The following is a 16,570-nucleotide window of genomic DNA, read 5'->3' as shown; positions in this document are numbered from 1 at the left end:
CCAAGGTCCTTGAAGTGGTCTTGGAAATTTTTTAAAAAATAAATCTACAAATGTAAACAAAACCCTTGACACGTTTTCACGATAGCGTTAAAATAAATCTACAAACGTAAACAAATAACAACATTCAGAAAGGAGCTATCATGCTGACAATTTCATCTGCGGAATGGGAAGTCATGCGAGTGCTCTGGGCTAAGGGGCAAGCGACTTCTTCAGAGATTATAGCGATTCTAGCTAAGAAGCTAGACTGGTCGGCTTCGACAGTTAAGACCTTGCTTGGGCGTTTGGCGGACAAGGGTTACCTAACTAGTCAGCGTCAAGGACGAGGGTTTATCTATCAAGCCAGCTTGGGTGAGGATGAAGCGAATTTTCAAGCTTTAGAGGCAGTTTTTGACAAGATTTGTTTGACCAAACACAGCGACTTGTTGGGTCAACTCATCGAGAAGACGCCGATGACACAAGCTGATGTGGACAAGTTACAGGCCTTGCTTTTAGCAAAAGAACCTGTGGATCAGGTGGTTTGTGACTGTGTGCCTGGCCAATGTGCTTGTGGGCATCATATGGAGGTGATATAGGAAATGGCAAAAGAAACCTTTGTGGTTAATGGGATGACCTGTGCATCCTGTGTAGCCAACGTTGAAAATGCTGTTAATAAGTTGGATGGTGTGGACAAGGCTGTGGTTAACCTAACCACCGAAAAAATGTCTGTAGATTATGCTGGGGATAAGGTTAGTCCAGAAACTATTGAAAAGGCTGTAGCTGACGCTGGTTATGCGGCTGAAGTCTACAACCCAGATACAGCTAAAAGTCAGGAAGAACGTGAAGAAGACAAGATTCACAAGGTGCGTGAGCGCCTCATTTGGTCATCGGTCTTCACCATTCCTCTCTTTTATCTAGCTATGGGGCCAATGGTCGGTCTACCTGTGCCAAACTTCTTGTCTCCTCATCATGCAGCTTTGACTTATGCCTTGGTGTTGCTAGTTTTGACAGTGCCCGTCATGTGGTTAGGCCGTTCTTTCTATAGTAATGGTTTTCGTACCTTGGCCAAGGGTCATCCTAACATGGATGCCTTGGTAGCCTTGGCAACGTCGGCAGCCTTTCTTTATAGTCTCTATGGTACTTACCACATTTCATTGGGGCATGCCCATCACGCCCACCAACTTTATTTTGAGTCAGTGGCTGTTATCTTGACCCTGATTACTCTAGGGAAGTACTTTGAAACCCTCTCTAAGGGTCGAACTTCAGAAGCTATTAAGAAACTTATGCACTTGTCAGCCAAGGAAGCAACTGTCCTTCGTGATGGTAAGGAAGTCAAGCTTCCTGTGGATAAGGTTGTTCTTGGTGACCATATTGTGGTCAAACCTGGGGAAAAGATAGCCGTGGATGGTCGAGTGATTTCTGGTAGCTCTGCTATTGATGAGAGTATGCTTACAGGTGAGTCACTCCCTATTGAAAAATCAGCTGGTAAACCAGTTTTTGCAGGTTCTATTAATGGTCAGGGTAGCTTGATTTATGAAGCTGAAAAGATTGGTAAGGACACCTTGCTTTCCCAAATCATCAAATTGGTTGAGGATGCCCAACAAACCAAGGCACCGATTGCCAAAATTGCCGATCAAGTGTCAGCGGTCTTTGTTCCTGTTGTCATGGCTATCGCACTTGTTTCAGGTCTCTTTTGGTACTTTGTCATGGGACAAACCTTTACCTTCGCTATGACAGTAGCAGTTAGTGTCTTGGTTATTGCTTGTCCATGTGCTTTGGGTCTTGCGACACCGACAGCTATCATGGTTGGTACAGGCCTTGGTGCCGAACACGGTATTCTCTATAAGCGTGGGGATGTGCTTGAACTAGCTCACAAGGCTGATGTCCTCGTTTTTGACAAGACAGGAACTATTACTCAGGGTAAACCTCAGTTGGTTTCTAGCTATACCTATGGCAATAGTGGGGCAACCTTACAGCTTTTGGCATCCTTGGAAGCTAAGTCTGAACACCCCTTAGGTCAAGCAATTCTTGTGGCAGCAGAAAATACTAACTTGGACTTGTTAGAGATGGACAATTTTTCAAGTTTGACTGGGCGAGGTCTTACTGCCAGCTATGCAGGCAAGACTTATCTAGCTGGAAATCAAACCCTTATGACAGAGGAAAAAGTCGACTTGACTTCAGCACAAGCTGATTTCCAACACTTGACGGCCGATGGTCAAACTCCTATTTTCCTGGCTGAAGATGGTAAGTTAATCGGACTCTTTGGTGTAGCCGATCAGGTTAAATCAGATAGTGCAGATATGGTGGCGTCTCTTCATCAAATGGGCAAGGAAGTCATCATGTTGACTGGGGATAATGACCAAACAGCTCAAGCTATCGCTCAAAAGGTTGGCATCAAACGTGTTATTAGTCAAGTGCTTCCGCAAGAGAAATCTAGGGTGATTAGCGACCTTCAGGCAGAAGGAAAATCAGTCATCATGGTTGGTGATGGTATCAATGATGCCCCAGCCCTTGCGACTGCTGATATCGGTATTGCCATGGGATCAGGGACAGATATTGCTATGGAAAGTGCTGATATGGTCCTTATGAAACCCAACCTCATGGATGTCGTTAAGGCTCTGAAAATTAGTCAGGCGACTATCACAACGATAAAAGAGAACCTCTTTTGGGCCTTTATCTACAATATCTTGTCTATCCCAGTAGCTATGGGTGTCCTCCACCTCTTTGGAGGTCCCCTTCTTGACCCAATGATAGCAGGACTTGCCATGAGCTTTAGCTCTGTTTCGGTCGTCCTTAATGCTCTGCGCCTCAAACGTCGCAAAGTCTAAGCATTGATTGATTGTGACCTCTGCGACTTAAGCTGTGTACTAAAAAATAATTAAAGAAAAGGAAGAAAGAAAAATGACAAAAACATATAACATCACAGGAATGAAATGCCAAGGCTGTGTTAACACCGTTACTGAAAAACTCTCCGCTGTCAAAGGTGTAGACAAGGTTCAAGTTGACCTCGAAAACAAACAAGTTACTATCGAAGGGAAACCTTGGAAATGGTCTCTCAAACGTGCCCTTAAAGGTACTAAGTTTGAACTTGGTGACGAAATTTAAGACAGGAATGAAACAGCTATTAGGCTGTTTTTTTCTGCCTATAATCTTTTTGAAAATCCCTTCCTTTTGTGATATGATTAAGGTAATTATGTTCTCAAAACTGAGACTAGAAAATCAAGAAAAGAAAACGGTATACCTATGTCTAAACAAACCCTTATCCTTCTCTACGGTGGACGTTCAGCAGAACGTGAAGTGTCTGTGCTCTCAGCTGAGAGTGTTATGCGTGCGGTGGATTACAGCGCATTTGAGGTTAAAACCTACTTTATCACTCAGTCTGGTGATTTCATCAAAACACAAGAATTTACAGAAACACCAAGTGATGATGAGAAGCTCATGACTAATGACACAGTTGTGGCTAGTCAGGCTATCAAACCAAGCGATATTTATGAGGAAGGCGCTGTGGTATTCCCTGTGCTCCATGGACCTATGGGTGAGGATGGATCTATCCAAGGTTTCCTCGAAACCCTCAAGTTGCCATACGTGGGTACTAATGTCTTGTCATCAAGTGTGGCTATGGACAAGATTATGACCAAGCATATTCTTGAAGTTGCAGGTGTCCCTCAGGTTGCCTACACAGTCTACATCGAGGGTGAAGATTTGGAAGTAGCAGTAGCAGAGACGCTTGAAAAATTGACCTTCCCAGTTTTCGTAAAACCTGCTAACATGGGGTCATCTGTTGGGATTTCGAAAGCTGAAAACGAAGCGGAGCTTCGTGCAGCGATTGATCTGGCTCTCAAATATGATAGCCGTATCTTGATTGAGCAAGGTGTGGTTGCCCGAGAAATCGAGGTTGGTATCCTTGGAAATACAACTGTCAAAACGACAGATCCAGGTGAAGTGGTCAAAGACGTGGCTTTCTATGATTACCAAGCTAAATACATTGACAATAAGATTACCATGGACATCCCAGCTCATGTGCCTGCAGAAGTCATGACGCAAATGCGTGCCTATGCAGCTAAGGCCTTCCGTGCTCTTGGTGGTTGTGGTCTTGCTCGCTGTGATTTCTTCCTGACAGAGGATGGAGCCATCTACCTTAACGAGCTCAATACCATGCCAGGTTTCACTCAATGGTCAATGTACCCCCTACTTTGGGAAAATATGGGACTTTCATACTCAGACCTTATCAAGGAATTGGTAGCCTTGGGACAAGAAATGTTCGAAAAACGTGAAAGCCATTTGATTTAAGCACTATGATTTAGAAGACAGACATCTTAGTCTCGGAGAAATCTCTGAGACTGAGGTGTTTTTTTCTTTACAGAAATCTAGATTTTATTTATATCTTTTCTTTATCACGCTGATAAAAAATACATATTATCCAAATAATCTAACAGGTGGTAGAATAAATCTAACGTTTCAAATGAAATAGAGCAATTCATTCGTGTTTGATGAAGATTTGCCTGTCGCAAATCTCGTCAGAGACGTGAGATGGTCAAAGGGCTAGAAGTAGATGGCAGTGAATGCTTACGGAATTTTCTGCGCCCTTTGTATCTTGTGAAATTGAACACAGGCTAAATTCCTAGGACAAAAGATAAACTTCCTAGTGTGCCCGCACACGTCGTCAGTTTCCTATTTGCCTTACGGAATTTTCTGCGCACTTTGTATCTTAAATGAGGAGGTAAGTTTTGGACTGGTCCATTGTTCAACAGTATTTGCCCTTTTATCAGAAGGCATTCTTTTTAACCTTACATATCGCTGTTCTGGGGATTCTTGGTTCCTTCCTTTTGGGATTGGTGGTGAGTGTTATTCGTCATTACCGAGTGCCTGTTTTGAGTCAGCTTTCGACGGCTTATATTGAGCTATCTCGTAATACGCCGCTCTTGATTCAGCTCTTCTTTCTCTACTTTGGCTTGCCTCGTATAGGTTTGGTTCTATCCTCAGAGGCTTGTGCTGTGGTAGGTTTGATTTTCTTGGGTGGTTCCTATATGGCGGAGTCCTTCCGAAGTGGTCTAGAGGCTGTTAGTCAGACCCAACATGAAGTGGGCTTGTCTATTGGTTTGACGCCATTCCAAGTCTTTCGCTATGTGGTCCTTCCTCAGGCAGTAGCTGTGGCGTTGCCATCATTTAGTGCTAACGTCATTTTCCTTATCAAGGAAACGTCAGTATTCTCAGCGGTAGCCTTGGCGGATTTGATGTATGTGGCTAAGGATTTGATTGGTCTTTACTACGAAACCGATGTGGCTCTAGGTATGTTGGTGGTGGCTTATCTCTTGATGTTGCTACCGATTTCTCTAGTCTTTAGTTGGATTGAAAGGAGGTTACGCTATGCAGGATTCGGGCTTTCAGGTTCTTCTTCAGGGGAATAATTTCCTACGTATCTTACAAGGTTTAGGCGTAACTATTGGAATTTCCATCGTTTCGGTGCTTCTGTCCCTTTTACTAGGAACCCTTTTTGGAATTGTCATGACTTCGAAATCTAAGATTGTACGTTTTTTGTCACGTATTTATCTGGAATTTATTCGTATCATGCCCCAGTTAGTCTTGCTCTTCATTGTTTATTTTGGTCTGGCTAGGAATTTTAACATCAATATCTCAGGTGAGCTATCGGCTATTATCGTCTTTACCCTTTGGGGAACGGCTGAGATGGGTGATTTGGTGCGTGGGTCAATCACGTCACTACCTAGACACCAGTTTGAGAGTGGAAGGGCCCTTGGTCTAACCAATGGCCAACTCTATACCTATGTGATTATCCCACAAGTCTTGCGTCGCTTGTTGCCTCAGGCTATTAACCTGGTGACACGTATGATTAAGACCACATCCTTGGTGGTTTTGATTGGCGTAGTAGAGGTGACCAAGGTTGGTCAGCAGATTATCGACAGTAACCGCCTGACTATTCCAACAGCTTCTTTCTGGATTTATGGCACGATTTTGATTCTTTATTTTGCCATTTGTTACCCAGTATCTAAGCTGTCTACTTATCTTGAAAATCGTTGGAGGAATTAAGATGACAGAAAGCATTTTACAAATCAAGGATTTGAAAAAGTCCTTTGGGGACAATGAGATTCTCAAAGGTATCTCCTTGGATGTTAAACAAGGTGAAGTCGTTGTTATCCTGGGTTCCTCAGGTTGTGGGAAATCGACCTTGCTACGTTGCATCAATGGCTTGGAGACGATTCAAGGAGGCGACATTCTCCTGGATGGCAAGTCTATCACTGGCAGTAAGAAGGATTTCCACTTGATTCGTCAGAAAATCGGAATGGTCTTTCAAAGTTATGACCTCTTTCCACATTTGGACATCCTGCAAAATCTGATTTTGGGGCCGGTCAAAGCTCAAGGTCGTAACAAGGAAGAAGTCATTGCGGAGGCTGAGAAACTTTTGGATCGTGTGGGACTTCTGGACAAGAAGCATAGCTTCGCACGACAACTGTCAGGTGGTCAAAAGCAACGTGTGGCCATTGTCCGCTCCCTGCTTATGCATCCAGAGGTTATCCTCTTTGACGAGGTGACGGCTTCGCTTGACCCTGAGATGGTTCGTGAGGTTTTGGAATTGATTAACGACCTCGCTCAAGAAGGGCGTACCATGTTGATTGTGACCCATGAGCTTCAGTTTGCGCGTGCCATCGCTGACCGTATTATCTTTATGGATAAGGGAGTCATCGCTGAGGAAGGTACTGCTGAAGAATTCTTCAATCAACCAAAGACACAGCGAGCTCAAGAGTTCCTCAATGTCTTTGATTTCAGTCAGTTTGGTGCCTATTTGTAACCCATTGTTTTTAGTAAAAATATAATATTTTAGGAGATATTTATGAAATTAACAAAGAAAATTTTTGTCCTATTAGCCCTCGTCTTTGCTTTGGTGGCAGTGACTGCTTGCTCAAGTAACAATAGCTCTGGTAAATCAACAGCCAAAGCACGTACCATCGAAGAAATTAAGAAGAGTGGTGAACTCCGTATCGCCGTCTTTGCGGACAAGAAACCTTTCGGTTATGTAGATAACAAGGGTGCTTACCAAGGTTACGATATTGAACTTGGGAACCGTTTGGCCAAAGATTTGGGTGTTAAACCTAAATACGTCTCAGTAGATGCGGCCAACCGTGCAGAATTCTTGATTTCAAACAAGGTAGATATTACCCTTGCTAACTTTACAGTAACTGATGAACGTAAGAAACAAGTGGACTTCGCCCTTCCTTACATGAAAGTCTCAATCGGTGTGGTGTCACCTAAAGACAAGGTCATTAAGGACGTTAAAGAACTTGAAGGTAAGACTTTGATTGTTACTAAGGGAACAACTGCTGAAACTTACTTTGAAAAGAACTACCCAAATATCAAATTGCAAAAGTATGACCAATATAGCGATGCTTACCAAGCCCTCCTTGATGGTCGTGGCGATGCCTTCTCAACTGATAATACAGAAGTTCTTGCTTGGGCTCTAGAAAATAAAGGTTATGAAGTAGGAATCACATCACTTGGTAACCCAGATACCATTGCCCCAGCCGTTCAAAAAGGTAACAAAGAACTCCTTGATTTTATCAATAAAGACATTAAGAAACTTGGTAAAGAGAATTTCTTCCACAAAGATTATGAAAAAACACTTCGTCCAACTTACGGTGATGCAGCTAAAGCTGATGACCTCGTGGTTGAAGGTGGCGAAGTGAAATAAGACTAGTTCCTCTTTAAGGAGCAAGTCTTGCTTAATAAGAATAAAACAAACCACCCCGTGGCTATCTAGCTCAGCTAGAAGCAGGGGTGGTTTGTTTGTTTTAGGGTGATTTTTTTCTTACCTTTTTGCTTTTTATGTTTCTCCACCCAATGACAATAATTGACAAGAAAAGGGCTCCCATTATTCCCCAAAAAAGAAATGGTTCAATATAATCAAAAAAAGTTTTTCGTTCATCATAGACCGAGGTAGAGCCATCTTTCCAAGTAATGGTTTTGTCCCTATCATCAATCCTTTTGTAGGACTCCCCATTATAAGTCAAATAATGATCCTTTCGTACATACATATTCAAATAGTTATGGCCGTTCTTTGTGGGAAGGTCTGAGAACAGACTTTCCTTGGCGTAAACTTCAATGTAGATGGTTCCATCTTTAAGACCTTTAATTTTCTGAGTTCGAGCATTTTTGATAAGGAGTTTTCCATCTTGTACAATTTCCCAATCGTACTTACGACTTTTTCCTCCTTCGTTATAGGAAATAGCAAGCTTGTGATTTTCAGACTGCCATAGCCCGTAGATACTATTTTCACTGATACCATCATAAAAGCATCTAAGATAGATGGTGAATAGAGGTACCATGATTAGAAAACAAATCCTCAAAATTTTGACTAAACGGTCTTTGAATTTCCCCCAACGTGCTCGCCATCCAGTTTTGTACTTTTGTGTTCTTCGATATTCATTTTGTGAATGGTCTTTACTATTAATTTCCTGTTGATCACTATATTTTTTCTTTTTTTGATGCCTCATTTAGCCTATTTTTCCTTTTTAGATTTCTTTTTATTCGCCAATCGACAAAAATGGCATACAAAATCATAGAACCAATAATTCCAAATACGATATAAGGTTTCAGACGATCAAACAAGGTTATTCGTTGACCATAAAGGGATTTTGAACCATCGTTCCAGGTAATACTCTTGTTTTCATCATCAACCCGTTTGTAGGATTCGCCATCATAGGTCAAGTAATTGTCTTTACGGACATACATATTCAAATAGTTGTAGCCGTTCTTTGTGGGAAGGTCTGAAAACAGACTTTCCTCAGCGTAAACTTCAATATAGAGGGTGCCATCCTTGAAGCGTTTAATATCATCAACGCGTGCATCTTTAATAAGGACATTTCCATCTTGAACAATATCCCAATCACGCTTACTTCCCTTTGAACCATCTTCATATGATATGGCAAGCTGATGATTTTCAGATTGCCACAGACCGTAGATACCATCTTTATAAACCCCATCGTCAAAGAAAATCATATGGACGATGAAAATCGGTATCATGAGTAGGAAACATATCATAAACACATTGACTAGACGGTCTGTAAATTTATCCCAGCGTGCTCGCCATCCCGTTTTACGTTTTTGTTCTTTTCGATATGCTTTTTGTGAATGATATTTTCGGTTGAGTTTCTTTCGGTCAGCGTATTTTCTTTTTGATTGGTGTCTCACTTAGTTTTTCTCTCCTCTTTTGCCGAGCCTCTGTAATGATAAGAACTGAGCAAATCCCCATAAGTATCAAATAGAGGGCTTCAAAAACCTCATCTATAGTTGTTTTCCGTTCACCATAAGGGCTGGTGGAACCATCTTTCCAAGTGATGGACATGTTTCCAGAATTGATACGCTTGTAGGACTCACCGTCATAAGTTAGGAGATTCCCCTTTCGGACATACATATCCAAGTAATTGTAACCACCTTTTTGAGGAAGTTTTGAGAGGATATTTTCTGGAGCATAGACCTCAATATGGAGTGTTCCGTCGTTCATCTTTTTGATGGCACGAGTATCTGCAACATTGATTATCGTTTTGCCATCTTGGACGATTTGCCAATTCGTATCACCATGTCTACGGATGTGTTCATAGGAAATGGCTAGCGTGTGGTTTTCGGATTGCCAAAGTCCGTAGATATTGCTTTCATTGACCGTATAGTGCTTGTAATAATAAAAGCCACCCCATAGCAGTGCCAGTAGCACTAAAATAATCAATTCGGCTGTTGGCTCTAGTGGTATTATCTTTCTCCAATTAAGGCGCCATCCTTTAGGTTCTTCGATACTTTGACAGTCGCTATTTATAGTTTCCTCTCCCTTAGAGAAAGGGATTAATTTTTTCTTTGTCATGCCTAATCCTTTCATCAACCATTGTAACAAATTCGTCTTCCAAGCAAAAGCTAGCCTGATTTGTGATATAATTGGGAGTGATTGCAGGCAAGAAAATCATATTTCTTGCCAGACTTGTAAAAATAAAACAGAGGATTTTAAGATGAAACTGACACTCCATGAAATTGCCAAGGTTGTTGGCGCTAAAAATGATGTCACAGCCTATGACGATGTTGCCATTAACCAAATTGAGTTTGATAGCCGTAAGATTACAGCGGGTGACCTCTTTTTACCACTAAAAGGTGCGCGTGACGGGCATGATTTTATCCAAACAGCCTTTGACAATGGTGCCCTAGCGACATTCACAGAAAAAGAATTACCAGCTAATCAAGTCCACATCCTAGTTGATGACGCTCTTGAAGTTTTCCAAAAGCTAGCTGCCTACTATCTTGAAAAGACTGAGGTTGATGTTATTGCTGTGACTGGTTCTAATGGTAAGACAACAACCAAGGACATGATTCATGATATTTTGGCAACAACCTATCGTACTTACAAAACCCAAGGCAATTACAACAATGAGATTGGTCTTCCTTATACAGCCCTCCACATGCCTGATGATACGGAGAAAATCGTCCTTGAGATGGGGCAAGACCACATGGGAGACATTCACCTCTTATCAACCTTGGCGAAGCCAAAAACAGCCGTTGTTACCTTAATCGGAGAGGCTCATTTGGAATTCTTCGGTAGCCGTGACAAGATTGCCCAAGGTAAAATGCAAATGCAAGACGGTATGCCTGATGGTAGCCTCTTGCTTGTGCCAAGTGATCCTATCGTAGATCCTTTCTTGCCAAGCAATCTTGAGGTGGTACGCTTTGGGGATGGTGCAGAGCTTACAGTCTCTGACTTGACAGAATTCAAGGATCACCTCACCTTCGCAACTAACTTCCTAGACGGACAAGTTACCTTGCCAGTTACTGGAAAATACAATGCCACAAATGCCATGGTTGCTGCCTATGTGGCTAAACACTTGGGTGTAACTGAGGAAAATATCCTCACAGCTCTTGCTAACTTGCAGCTTACAAAAAACCGTACCGAATGGAAAAAAGCAGCCAATGGTGCCGATATTCTTTCAGACGTTTACAATGCCAATCCAACAGCCATGAAGCTCATTTTGGAGACCTTCTCAGCTATTCCTAAGAATGAAGGAGGCAAGAAAATCGCTGTCCTAGCTGATATGAAAGAACTCGGTGAACAGTCTGTGCAACTTCATACACAGATGATTCTCAGCCTGACACCAGATGCTATTGATACGGTAATTTTCTATGGTGAAGACATTGCAGAATTGTCACAACTTGCTAGCCAAATGTTTCCACTTGGTCATGTCTATTATTTCAAGAAAACAGCTGACGAAGACCAATTTGACTTTATGGTTAAGCAAATCAAAGAAAGCCTAGGCGAGCACGATCAAATCTTGCTCAAGGGCTCTAACTCTATGAACCTAGCCAAGGTTGTGGAAGAACTCCAAGCTAAGAATTAAGTTCTCTAACCTGCTCTCCAAGCAGGTTTTTGCTTTACCCTGAAATTTGATATAATAGCAGGCATAGTAATTTCAGCAGGAGAAGAGAATGAAGGATTTTTTGACAACCACCCAAACTCATCCACCCCAGATACCTTTGCCCTATTATTTGCTTATGCTTTTGGCGATGGTAGTCTTGAGTTACTTGAGTTGGCGATGGTATAAGAATAATATATGGCGTTGGACCTTTCTTACTATCCAAGCCATTCAACTCTTTGCCCTCTATACCTGGTATCTCTGGCAGGGCTTTCCTCTTTATATTAGTCTCCCCCTTTACCATTGCCGCATGGCCATGTTTGCTGTTCTCCTCTTGAAAGATAGTAGGATAAAGAGCTATTTTGCTATTATGGGAGTTGTCGGGACCTACTGTGCATTGATTTATCCAGTATTTGATCCCTATGAGTTTCCTCATATCACAGGCTTTTCTTTCCTAATTGGCCACTATGCCCTACTGGTCAATAGCCTGAATGTAATTTTTAATAGTTATAAAACGCATCCCATCAGCCAGCGGCTGATTGTGGTGGCTACCCTGCTACTGAATCTAGCTTTGGTAATAGTTAATCAGACTATCGGTGGAAACTATGGCATGCTTAAACACACGCCATTTATTATGGGAACTCCCTTATTTGTCAAATACCTTGCCGTTTCAGGGGCTCTGATTGTTCTCATGATAATCATGAAAAAAGGTCTGGAGCATTTTGAAGATAAATATTAAATAAATAATGAAGAAACACGCTATCAGAAAGATGATAGCGTGTTTTTTCATTTTATTTGTTTTATTCTAACACAAAACGCTTTCAGAATTGCTTTCACACTGTAATTTGGATATAATAAAGGAGCTGTGCCTGCGAGATTATCGCAAGCCTCGACAACAAATGTAGCTCTAAAAAGAGAGAAATTTTCTGAAAGAAGTGCTACAACTATCTTACTTTTCGATCTGGTAAAAACCGACGACTGTCAGTTCCTATTGAGCATGGAAGCTTTGCAATTCCTAAGGCAGCTACTGACGTTCCATACCGCTAAGGAAAAGTATCAAAAAGATTATTTTTAAAGAAGAAAGAAAACTATGAGTATCCAAGACGAAATCAAAAAACGCCGTACTTTTGCCATCATCTCTCACCCCGATGCTGGTAAAACAACAATCACTGAACAATTGCTTTACTTTGGGGGTGAAATCCGTGAAGCTGGTACCGTAAAAGGTAAGAAAACCGGAAACTTTGCTAAATCAGACTGGATGGATATCGAGAAACAACGTGGTATCTCAGTAACCTCATCTGTGATGCAGTTTGACTATGCCGGCAAACGTGTTAATATCCTTGATACCCCAGGGCACGAGGACTTCTCAGAAGATACCTACCGTACCCTTATGGCGGTTGACGCTGCCGTCATGGTCGTTGACTCAGCCAAAGGTATCGAGGCCCAAACCAAAAAACTTTTCGAAGTTGTTAAACACCGTGGTATTCCTGTCTTCACCTTCATGAACAAATTGGACCGTGATGGACGTGAGCCACTCGACCTCTTGGAAGAGTTGGAAGAAGTGCTTGGTATTGCCAGCTACCCAATGAACTGGCCTATCGGTATGGGTAAGGCCTTCGAAGGACTTTACGACCTCTATAACGAACGCTTGGAGCTTTACAAGGGTGACGAGCGCTTTGCCAAGATTGAAGATGGTGATACCCTTTTTGCCAACAATCCGTTCTATGAGCAAGCTAAAGAAGATATCGAACTCTTGACAGAAGCGGGTAATGAATTCTCTGAAGAAGCTATTTTAGCTGGTGAATTGACGCCGGTCTTCTTCGGTTCTGCCCTTACAAACTTTGGGGTTCAAACCTTCCTCGATACCTTCCTCAAATTTGCGCCAGAACCACATGGCCACAAGACAGTTGATGGCGATGGGATTGATCCTCTTAACAAGGATTTCTCTGGTTTTGTTTTCAAAATCCAAGCCAACATGGACCCACGTCACCGTGACCGTATTGCCTTTGTTCGTATCGTTTCTGGTGAATTCGAGCGTGGTATGAGTGTTAACCTAACCCGTACAGGTAAAGGAGCTAAGCTCTCTAACGTCACTCAGTTTATGGCTGAATCTCGTGAAAATGTTGAAAATGCCGTGGCAGGAGACATTATCGGGGTTTACGATACAGGAACTTATCAGGTTGGTGATACCCTTACTGTAGGTAAAAACAAATTTGAATTTGAGCCACTACCAACCTTTACGCCAGAGTTGTTCATGAAAGTTTCTGCTAAAAACGTTATGAAACAGAAGTCCTTCCACAAAGGAATTGAACAATTGGTGCAAGAAGGAGCCATCCAGCTCTATACTAACTACCAAACAGGCGAATACATGCTTGGTGCCGTTGGTCAACTTCAGTTTGAAGTCTTCAAGCACCGTATGGAAAATGAATACAATGCTGAAGTCGTCATGACACCAATGGGTAAAAAGACTGTGCGTTGGATCCAACCTGAGGACCTTGACGAACGCATGTCATCAAGCCGAAATATCTTGGCTAAAGACCGCTTTGACCAACCAGTCTTCCTCTTTGAAAATGACTTTGCCCTTCGTTGGTTTGCGGATAAATATCCAGATGTGACATTGGAAGAGAAGATGTAATGTACTAAGATTGCTTGGCTATATCATAGCCTAAGCAATCTACGCCACGTCCTATAGGACCGTGACTAAGTCCTTTACTAACTCGAAAACGGAAAATTATCGTTTCCGTTTTCTCATGTCGTAATACTATGTATAGTTTATGTAAATCGTTCATATTTTGAAGCTAGCCACTATCTTGTGGCTAGCTAGCCGTCTGACTAATTATGCCACGTCTCTAAAACAACACAAAAAAATATAGGACTATCTAATCAGATAGCCCTATATTTTTTATAAACCTAATAGTTATCAAGTATACCATTAATTACTTTAGATAATTACGATTATGATAAATCAAGCCAGCTTCTAAAAGTATGCAAATTGTTGATAGCCAGAAACTTGTTGTAATTCCAAATTTTTCAGTAATAGAACTCATCAGAAAGACGAAAACTGAAAAAGCAAGGGTTGAAATGACTTCAAATACAGAATAAACATGTACTAACTGATTTTCATCGACAGTTTCCTGAAGAAAGACACTTTCAGGTACTTCTTTTAACTGAGAAAAGAAGCCGATTAAACTTGAGAAAATTAAAAATGTTTGTGTGTTTGAGAAAAAGAGGATACTGGCTGTGATGGTCGCCATTGCTAAGAGTGAAAAGAGAATACTTTTCCACTTATGAGCTAAAAAATTTTCGGATAGTTTGTAGACAATTATTCCACCTAAAATGATACCAAGGGAATAGGCTGTATTTGAGTAGCCCCAGTAACTTTCAGTTTGTTTTAACACCTCGGTTACAAAAACAAGGATTACAGACGATACCCAGATTGTATTTGAGAAGTCCTCTAATAAATTTGCTTGAACAAATAACTTTAATTTAGGATTTTTTGCAACTAACTTCCATCCTTTTACTAGAGTATCAAGATTTGTCTCCGCTTCTAACTGCTCTATTTTGGCCTGAGGAAGAAAGAGCATCACAAAAGTGGAAAGGAGATAAAGGAGTAAGACTATCAACAGTGTGGGAAAAAGACCAAGCGAAGTATATAGGAGACCGCCCAGTCCCCAACCAATCAATTGTACTCCCTCACCACTCATTGATAAGGCAGCATTTGCCTTTCCCAAATTTGTGGCATATCTAGGAATCATGGCATAAGATACGGGTGACGCAAAGCCATCTAAGATAGAAATAGCGACAACAAAGATATACAATCCTAAGGCTGGAACAAATTGAGCCTTAATGAGCATTACAAGGAGTATTGCTAATAAAAAAGTTTTTCCACATTGAGTGAAAGAAAGCACTCTATTTAGGGATAGTTTTTTAGTCACCAATGGCACCAGAAGGCTTGCCACGAAAGCTGACAATCCGATTAGAATCGGAACCATTGAGGTCGCAATAACGGATTTTGTAATGACGTAGATATTGCAATGAGAGATACCCTGAGGAAAATGTCAGCTAAGTTAGCAAATAACTGAGAGATAAGTAATTTCAGAAAGGATTTAGACATATCGTTTCTCCTTATTGGTTACCAAATCTGGAAATGAAATTGGATTCACACATATTTTTAAATAATTTTACAAGAATAATAAGCTTATTTAATAAATTCCCATATATGCTTGCTAACTATTTATATCTATCAATTTTTTCAAATGCGCTTCATAAGTCTTTGCAATATTCTTGCTCCCTACCAATTTCATGGCATCAATACATCTCTTCATTTCGATAATAGACTGATTGCTTCCTTCTTTTTTATATTGATAATAATTTTGTGCATATTGAAAAACCAATCGTTCATAGATTTCAGTCTCGATAAAAAAGCATTGGTTTAATTGTTTTTCAAAATACGGTGCATCAATGAGTTCTTCTCTTTCTATGCATGTAATATAAACATTTAATAACATGGTTGATATCATGCGTCGATTATTAGGAATCTCTTTGTAAAAATCAGACCTTCTAGACATCTCCTTTGCCAAAACCATAAGAGTCTCATGGTTCAACACATCTAAGGTATTTGCAAAAATTAATAATTCATAATAACCCCAGTACTCAACACTAAATAGATAATCGGTTAAATCGGTTAGATCCTGTTTTGTATAATAGCTTTCTCCCGATAAATCCTGCAAGCGAATTTTTAATAAAATAGTATTAATGTGATGAAATTTTTCTCGTTTATGTTCTGATTTTAGTTGGGAATTAAGTAGTTTCTTTAATCCATTAATATCATGAGTTGATACAAAAAACTGAATCTTTGCTAATAGTTCATTCAGTTCATCACGATGAAAATCATGGACAGCATACATGAATTCGTCAATAGGCATATTAATCTCGTCCAATATCAACATAAACTTTGTAATGGTTAAGTCTGTCTGTCCTTTTTCAAAACGAGACAGTTGAGATGTCGAGATACCAGCTTTTGCGACATCTTTTAATCGTATCCCTCTTGATTCGCGAAATTTTTTAAAAATTTCTCCAAATTTTTGCATGGGAAACCTCCATTTTGCATATATGGGAACATATATTTTTTTGTATCTTAACATAAAATACAGTAAAACAAAAGTGAGGTTATTACTGTGAATAGGCAATAATTGCTG

The 16,570-nt window shown here is 40.8% G+C and carries 15 protein-coding genes and 1 pseudogene; 11 read left to right on the top strand and 5 right to left on the bottom strand.

What is annotated here, in order from left to right; all coding sequences use genetic code 11:
* Positions 1-140 precede the first annotated feature (140 nt).
* From HMPREF2697_RS06575 to HMPREF2697_RS06540, 8 genes are all read left to right on the top strand, one after another.
* On the top strand, positions 141-572 hold the full coding sequence (locus HMPREF2697_RS06575) for a CopY/TcrY family copper transport repressor (protein ID WP_004183215.1): 432 nt from the start codon (positions 141-143) through the stop codon (positions 570-572).
* 3 nt (positions 573-575) lie between these two features.
* Positions 576-2,804, top strand: coding sequence for a heavy metal translocating P-type ATPase (locus HMPREF2697_RS06570; RefSeq protein ID WP_070850062.1), 2,229 nt, complete (start codon positions 576-578; stop codon positions 2,802-2,804).
* A 73-nt stretch (positions 2,805-2,877) separates the two neighbouring features.
* On the top strand, positions 2,878-3,081 hold the full coding sequence (copZ, locus tag HMPREF2697_RS06565) for a copper chaperone CopZ (protein ID WP_002891592.1): 204 nt from the start codon (positions 2,878-2,880) through the stop codon (positions 3,079-3,081).
* 138 nt (positions 3,082-3,219) lie between these two features.
* On the top strand, positions 3,220-4,266 hold the full coding sequence (locus HMPREF2697_RS06560; protein ID WP_070850060.1) for a D-alanine--D-alanine ligase: 1,047 nt from the start codon (positions 3,220-3,222) through the stop codon (positions 4,264-4,266).
* Between the two features lie 437 nt (positions 4,267-4,703).
* Positions 4,704-5,384, top strand: coding sequence for an amino acid ABC transporter permease (locus HMPREF2697_RS06555; RefSeq protein WP_002891586.1), 681 nt, complete (start codon positions 4,704-4,706; stop codon positions 5,382-5,384).
* Positions 5,344-6,021: an amino acid ABC transporter permease gene (locus HMPREF2697_RS06550; protein WP_002891585.1), complete on the top strand. Its 678-nt coding sequence runs from the start codon at positions 5,344-5,346 to the stop codon at positions 6,019-6,021. The genes HMPREF2697_RS06555 and HMPREF2697_RS06550 overlap by 41 nt, the downstream gene beginning before the upstream one ends.
* A gap of 1 nt (position 6,022) precedes the next feature.
* Positions 6,023-6,781, top strand: coding sequence for an amino acid ABC transporter ATP-binding protein (locus HMPREF2697_RS06545; protein WP_013991043.1), 759 nt, complete (start codon positions 6,023-6,025; stop codon positions 6,779-6,781).
* Positions 6,782-6,823: 42 nt separating this feature from the next.
* Complete coding sequence (locus HMPREF2697_RS06540; RefSeq protein ID WP_070850057.1) at positions 6,824-7,678, top strand: cysteine ABC transporter substrate-binding protein; 855 nt, start codon at positions 6,824-6,826, stop codon at positions 7,676-7,678.
* 100 nt (positions 7,679-7,778) lie between these two features.
* Here the strand turns inward: HMPREF2697_RS06540 and HMPREF2697_RS06535 are convergent, their stop codons facing one another.
* Genes HMPREF2697_RS06535 through HMPREF2697_RS06525 form a run of 3 tightly spaced genes read right to left on the bottom strand, consistent with a single transcriptional unit; the run spans position 7,779 to position 9,841 of the window.
* Positions 7,779-8,480, bottom strand: a complete 702-nt coding sequence (locus HMPREF2697_RS06535; RefSeq protein ID WP_070850055.1) for a hypothetical protein — start codon at positions 8,478-8,480, stop codon at positions 7,779-7,781.
* Complete coding sequence (locus HMPREF2697_RS06530; protein ID WP_070850053.1) at positions 8,452-9,177, bottom strand: hypothetical protein; 726 nt, start codon at positions 9,175-9,177, stop codon at positions 8,452-8,454. The genes HMPREF2697_RS06535 and HMPREF2697_RS06530 overlap by 29 nt, the downstream gene beginning before the upstream one ends.
* Positions 9,146-9,841: a hypothetical protein gene (locus HMPREF2697_RS06525; RefSeq protein WP_180364362.1), complete on the bottom strand. Its 696-nt coding sequence runs from the start codon at positions 9,839-9,841 to the stop codon at positions 9,146-9,148. Before HMPREF2697_RS06525 ends, HMPREF2697_RS06530 begins: the two co-directional genes overlap by 32 nt.
* 142 nt (positions 9,842-9,983) lie before the next feature.
* Here HMPREF2697_RS06525 and murF point away from each other — a divergent pair, with 142 nt between their 5' ends.
* The 3 genes from murF (at position 9,984) to HMPREF2697_RS06505 (ending at position 14,007) form a co-directional block, all read left to right on the top strand.
* The gene (gene murF / locus HMPREF2697_RS06520; RefSeq protein ID WP_070850051.1) at positions 9,984-11,357 is read left to right on the top strand and encodes a UDP-N-acetylmuramoyl-tripeptide--D-alanyl-D-alanine ligase; all 1,374 of its coding nucleotides are present in this window, start codon (positions 9,984-9,986) and stop codon (positions 11,355-11,357) included.
* An 88-nt stretch (positions 11,358-11,445) separates the two neighbouring features.
* Positions 11,446-12,111 carry a YwaF family protein gene (locus HMPREF2697_RS06515; RefSeq protein ID WP_070850049.1) on the top strand — a complete coding sequence of 222 codons (666 nt, stop codon included), beginning with the start codon at positions 11,446-11,448 and terminating at the stop codon, positions 12,109-12,111.
* A 351-nt stretch (positions 12,112-12,462) separates the two neighbouring features.
* Complete coding sequence (locus HMPREF2697_RS06505; protein ID WP_070850045.1) at positions 12,463-14,007, top strand: peptide chain release factor 3; 1,545 nt, start codon at positions 12,463-12,465, stop codon at positions 14,005-14,007.
* Positions 14,008-14,308: 301 nt separating this feature from the next.
* On the opposite strand, the pseudogene HMPREF2697_RS06500 reads toward HMPREF2697_RS06505, so the two are convergent.
* Positions 14,309-15,486 (bottom strand): annotated as a pseudogene (locus HMPREF2697_RS06500) (ryptide export MFS transporter).
* Between the two features lie 112 nt (positions 15,487-15,598).
* Positions 15,599-16,462 carry a helix-turn-helix domain-containing protein gene (locus HMPREF2697_RS06495; RefSeq protein WP_045771958.1) on the bottom strand — a complete coding sequence of 288 codons (864 nt, stop codon included), beginning with the start codon at positions 16,460-16,462 and terminating at the stop codon, positions 15,599-15,601.
* Between the last annotated feature and the right edge of the window lie 108 nt (positions 16,463-16,570).

This window comes from Streptococcus sp. HMSC064D12, from assembly GCF_001837205.1.
GTDB lineage: Bacteria > Bacillota > Bacilli > Lactobacillales > Streptococcaceae > Streptococcus > Streptococcus salivarius_D.
Note: the sequence above shows the minus strand (reverse complement) of the source record. Positions and strands in the feature narration are given on the sequence as shown.